This window comes from Geminicoccus flavidas, from assembly GCF_009806515.1.
In the GTDB taxonomy this organism is placed as follows: domain Bacteria; phylum Pseudomonadota; class Alphaproteobacteria; order Geminicoccales; family Geminicoccaceae; genus Geminicoccus; species Geminicoccus flavidus.
This window is the reverse complement of sequence record NZ_WUJP01001101.1, coordinates 1-4941: the sequence shown is the minus strand read 5'-3', so window position 1 is coordinate 4941 and position 4941 is coordinate 1. Positions and strand designations below refer to the sequence as shown.

The window sequence follows — 4941 nt, the reverse complement described above, 5'->3', positions numbered from 1 at the left end:
AGCTGCGCTCCATGATGCCCTGGATCGGCCAGAACAAGCTGGTCGACACCGCGAAGAACTGAGCGGTTCTTGCCAGCGAGAAAGGCCCCGGCAGCGCTGCCGGGGCCTTTTTCTTTCATGCTGCCGGCTTCTTCCTCAGAACACGAAGTCCCCTGCCACCAGCGAGTGCAGCCCGTCCAGCTGGAAGCGCAGGTCGGTGCCGGATGCGCCCACCGCGTTCACCTCGACGATCGTGTTGCCGTTGTCGTTGTAGTAGCGGACCTGGTCCGCGCCGGTGAACTGGCCGGTGCCGCGGAAGGTGACGTTGCCGCCCAGTTCGTCCAGGCCGCTCAGGTCCAGCTTGTCGCCCTGGGCGTGGCTGAAGTCCTTCACGATGTCGAAGAAGCCGTTGCCCAGGCTGTCGGTGAGTTCCGTCCAGACGAAGGTGTCGGCATTGCTGCCGCCGGTCAGGATGTCCAGCTGGCTGCCGCCCACCAGCGTATCCTTGCCGGCACCACCAGACAGCCGGTCCAGGCCGCTGAGGCCGTAGAGGATGTTGTCCAGGCCGTTGCCGGTCACCGTGTCAGCACCGCCCGTGGCATAGATCCGCTCCACGCCGTAGAACTTGTCGCCGGCCGCCAGCCCGCCGCTGGACTGGTTGGTGTCCATGTTCACGTTGATGGCGCCGGAATAGACGTAGTTCACGCTGTCCACGCCGTCGCCGCCGACATACATGTCAGCGCCGGCATCGGCGATCATGTGGTCGTCGCCGTTGCCGCCGTCGAACCGATTCGCCCCGGACGAGCCCTGGAGCATGTCGCCGAACGACGAGCCCATGACGTTCTCGATGTCAAAGAACCGATCACCGGCCGCATCGCCGGAATAGCCGGTTCCGGCCGACAGGGAGAGGTTGATCGCCTGGCCCGCACCCGCGTAGCTGGCCGTGTCGGTGCCGGTCCCACCCATCAGGTCGTCCGCACCGCTGCCGCCCTTGAGGATGTCATCGCCGCCGTCGCCCCACAGCCGGTCGCCGCCCGCACCGCCACTGAGGGTGTCGTTGCCGCCGAGACCGCGCAGCTTGTTGTCAGCGCCGTTGCCGGTGAGCGTGTCGGCATGAGCGGAACCGGTCAGGCCTTCGATGTCCTGCAGCGTGTCGCCCTCGGCCTCGCCGCCCGACCCGGTGCCGGTGGCGAGGCTGACTGTCACGGCGGCGCCCGACTGCGTATACGACGCGATGTCGATGCCGCTGCCGCCGGCCAGATGATCGACACCGGTCCCGCCGGTGAGGTTGTCGGCGCCGGCTCCACCATAGAGATGATCGCTGCCGGCATCGCCGTAGAGCAGGTCGTCGCCCGCCTCACCGAAGAGGTTGTCGGCGCCGCCCCGACCCTTCAGCCAGTCATGGCCGCCATAGCCGAAGATGTTGTCCGCATTGTTGGTGCCGAGGAGTTCGTTGGCACCCCAGTCATTGTCCTCGGTACCGTAGATATCCGCCATCGTGCTCTTCCTTCTTCATCATCGCCGCAGTCGTCTGCGCGGTGGCGGCCCTGATAGGAGAGGTCCATGTCAGCTTCGCATCCATGCCGGCACAAAATGGTTTCGAATGTTTCCGCACTCTCGGGGAAGCCTGGCGGCGCCTCGCCGCGTTCCCGACCATCGGCGTGCCGGCTATCACCATGGAAGGTGACGCGAACGGCGCACCGCATCCGGAGCCGGATGCCTATGCCAGGAAGTTCACCGGCGGATATGAGCATCGGCTGGTCACGGGCGGCATCTCCATGGTGGCCGACAGCGGCGCGTTCAGCTGCGGCGGCAAGCGCTACTGCAAGCAGATGACCAGCTGTGCGGAGGCAGATTCTACCTGGAGCAGTGCGGCCTGTCCCGCTTGGACGGTGATGGTGACGGGGTGCCGTGCGAGAGAATCTGTCGGTAGGGCGTGGGTTCGTCGTCCTGCGACGACCGATCGAGGATCTTGAGGATGAAGAGGGGAGACGTTGCTGTAGGCACGTAAAGATGCCATCATCTACTCGTCTACACAAGGAGACGGAGATGGCGCTCAACATCCGCCGCGAGGAGGTCAACCAGCTCGCCGAGAAGCTCGCCGCTCGTAAGGGCATCAACAAGACCGAAGCCGTGAAGCTGGCTCTAGAGAACGAGTTGCGGCGTCTGGATCAAGCGGTGCCTTTGCGCGAACGGCTCCGACCGATCCAGGAGCGGGTGATGGCCAGGCCGGCTACCGGCCTGATGGCGGACAAGAAGTTCTACGACGAGCTCAGTGGCGACGCTTGAGATGTTCGTCGACGCATCGGCCATTGTCGCCATCCTTACCCGTGAGCCAGAGGCGGATGCGCTGACGGACGTGCTGGAAGCAGCGTCTTCACCCATCACCTCGCCCGTAGCCATCTTCGAGGCGGTCTTGGGCATCTGCCGCAAGCGGCATGCAAGCGTGGCGGAGGCCAATGAGGATGTACAGGCGTTTCTGAAAGCCGCCAGGATCCGGATTGCTACGATCGGTGCTGAAGAAGTGGACACCGCGCTGGACGCTTTTGCGCGCTATGGCAAGGGCAGGGGGCATCCCGCTCAGCTTAATCTCGGTGACTGCTTTGCCTACGCCGTTGCCAAGAACAACAAGACCGCCTTGCTGTTCAAGGGTGAGGATTTCGACAAGACCGACATATCTTCCGCAAGATCAATGAAATCGTCTTAACACATAAGATCAAATGGTCAGCGACTGAAGGAGATGCGGTGATGCGTCTGCTACGGCAGCTGGACCAAGCCCACCTGCCGGAACTGGAACTCTACATCATCTCGCCTTTTCGGATGGTCATCCAGCGAGGCGCGTCTGGGCGTCGGCAGGTGAGTTTGAACATCTTGAGCGAACGATCTGAGGCGCCTTAAGGAGCGGTGAGACACTGTTGCTCAATCGGAGACGGCTTGCGTGCTCCTGCGCCGACCGCCGACCTTGATGCGCGGCGCCAACTCCTGCGCCACGGGCTTGCGTGGCCGGCCTGGCCCGCGCTTGGCGGCCACCATCTCGGCTGCCACGGGTGCTGGCGGCTCGACAGGCGCTGCTGCCGGTTGAGCCAGCACCGCCTCGGGTTCCGGAGCACTGGCACTCTTGACCTGCCTTGCCGACCGCAGAAGCAGGCCAGCTTGGGTGAACTCGATCTCCAGCCGGTCGCCAGTGGCAACGTCTAGATGCTTACGGGCATCGGCTGGCAGGCTGAGCCAGCCGTCATAGTGCAGGTGGATGGTGGGCATGGGGCTCTATTTTCTGAAGGAGAAGATACTTCCACTCATTAGAGCATTCTCTGCTCCAGCTCGTCGAGCGGTACTTTAGCCGAGCGATCCTAAGATATGTCTCGCCGCGCCGGATGTGGCGGTGAGACATCAACGTTCAGCATCGCTCCGAAAAGCGGTCATAGGCATCGATGCGCGTGACCTGAAGCTGGACCGGGTGCCCATAAATCTCCGCTTGGAGAAAGGTCAGCTCGGCTTCCCTGTCCGCCTCGCTGACATCGAGATACCAGCCGCGCGGCGCCGGGCTCGCCCGATCGCTCCAGCGATAGCCGCGGGCCTTCAGCTGGTCCTTGCGGTCATAGGGTGAGTCTTCCGCAAGGATGCGCCAGGTCGGCGTGCGCGCCTGCGCCAGGAGTCTGGTGAGGGCGGGAATGCCGCTCTTGGGCAGCGGGGTCGCCAACAGCTCGATGGCGGCGAGACAGTCATTTTCGGCGCGGTGGCGGTCGTAGAAGAACCCCGCACCCGCGGCGAGATAGGCGAGCTTGAGCCCTTCATGACCCTCCGCCGCCCAGTCGACCTGCGCTATCGAGCAGGCCCAGGGCTTGCGGGCGAAGAGCGGGCAGAAACGCTCCAGGAAGCGGCGATCGAAGGCGGCGTTGTGCGCGATCACCAGCGCTGCCGGTGTGGCAAAGGCAGCCACCTCGGCCGGCTCGATGGTCTGGCCGGCCACCATCGCCTCGTCGATCCCAGTGATCACGGAAATCTCCGGCGGGATTGGCTCCGCGGGTTGCCGCAGGCGCTGGAAAGCGTCACCAACCGCGAAGATCCGGCCGTCCAGAGCATAGGTGAACGGGACCATCGCCAGCTCGATGATCTCGTGCCGGACCGGATCCAGGCCGGTCGTCTCCACGTCCACGAACAGCCCGATCCGGGTGGCCGACCCATCGGGGATGTGCGGCTGCCGGCGCGGCACGAGACGGCGGAGCACGCGGTAGTCACCGCTCGCCTCCAACCTCTGCGCCATGTCGTTCAGGTCCATCTATCCCGCTTTCCCCCGGCAACCCTGCCGCATCCATGCCTGCCGAAGCACGGTTGCCCTGCTGATCATATTCCGGCCGCACGCTCGTGCGACGCTGGTGGCGCTTATCCCTCAGCCGCCCCGATCTGGTAGATAACCTCGACCGGCACGAGCTGGCCGGGGAACTCCGGTTCCTCGGCCTGGACGCGCGCCAGCTCCCGCTCGACCATCTCCCGCTCCGCCCGGTGCACGGTATGGTGGCCCCAGATCTCCCAGTACCCCCCGTCGGTCCAGAACAGCTCCTTGTCGACCCGGTGCTGGATCGTCCAATGGTGCTCGCGATAGGACGGCGGCATGCTCCAGCGGTCGGGTGGCTGCGGCACCAAGCCCAGCAAGCGCTTGTCGACCATGTCGCGCCATTGCCGCATCTCGTCGTCGGTCATGCCGCGCTTCTCGGTGCGCATCCGATGGTTGAGGACGCAGACGAATTCCCGCCATTCATCATCGTGAAACATCTTAGCACCTCGGAAAATCGCCGACCGCGCCACCGAGTGGGTCGGACAGACAGTGTGCCAAGGGGCAGCCGTCCATGCCAGTCGGCCACGCGATCTCAACCAACGCGCACCGGCCATATCGCTAGCCCGGGAAGCCCTGCTTGAACTCGATGCGGGCGCCGTGGAACGGCACGTCGTCCTCGTTGCGCA

At 64.5% G+C, this 4941-nt stretch carries 6 protein-coding genes and 1 pseudogene; 3 read left to right on the top strand and 4 right to left on the bottom strand.

Annotated elements, in window-relative coordinates:
• Positions 1 to 135: 135 nt before the first annotated feature.
• A complete protein-coding gene (locus EQG76_RS31055) occupies positions 136 to 1476 on the bottom strand; it encodes a calcium-binding protein (protein ID WP_159719078.1) in 1341 nt (446 codons plus the stop codon).
• 137 nt (positions 1477 to 1613) lie between these two features.
• Here EQG76_RS31055 and EQG76_RS33865 point away from each other — a divergent pair.
• The 3 genes and pseudogenes from EQG76_RS33865 to EQG76_RS31040 all read left to right on the top strand — a co-directional run.
• Positions 1614 to 1754, top strand: a pseudogene (locus tag EQG76_RS33865) (alpha/beta hydrolase); the annotation flags it as partial.
• A 274-nt stretch (positions 1755 to 2028) separates the two neighbouring features.
• On the top strand, positions 2029 to 2268 hold the full coding sequence (locus tag EQG76_RS31045; protein WP_159719077.1) for a type II toxin-antitoxin system VapB family antitoxin: 240 nt from the start codon (positions 2029 to 2031) through the stop codon (positions 2266 to 2268).
• Positions 2255 to 2686 carry a type II toxin-antitoxin system VapC family toxin gene (locus EQG76_RS31040; protein ID WP_200841282.1) on the top strand — a complete coding sequence of 144 codons (432 nt, stop codon included), beginning with the start codon at positions 2255 to 2257 and terminating at the stop codon, positions 2684 to 2686. The genes EQG76_RS31045 and EQG76_RS31040 overlap by 14 nt, the downstream gene beginning before the upstream one ends.
• Before the next feature lie 212 nt (positions 2687 to 2898).
• Here EQG76_RS31040 and EQG76_RS31035 read toward each other — a convergent pair whose 3' ends face one another.
• From EQG76_RS31035 to EQG76_RS31025, 3 genes are all read right to left on the bottom strand, one after another.
• The gene (locus EQG76_RS31035) at positions 2899 to 3240 is read right to left on the bottom strand and encodes a hypothetical protein (RefSeq protein ID WP_159719076.1); all 342 of its coding nucleotides are present in this window, start codon (positions 3238 to 3240) and stop codon (positions 2899 to 2901) included.
• 136 nt (positions 3241 to 3376) lie between these two features.
• Positions 3377 to 4258 (bottom strand): 3'-5' exonuclease, encoded by an 882-nt coding sequence (locus EQG76_RS31030; protein WP_159719075.1) that lies wholly within the window; start codon positions 4256 to 4258, stop codon positions 3377 to 3379.
• Between the two features lie 104 nt (positions 4259 to 4362).
• Complete coding sequence (locus tag EQG76_RS31025) at positions 4363 to 4752, bottom strand: hypothetical protein (RefSeq protein ID WP_159719074.1); 390 nt, start codon at positions 4750 to 4752, stop codon at positions 4363 to 4365.
• Positions 4753 to 4941: the final 189 nt, after the last annotated feature.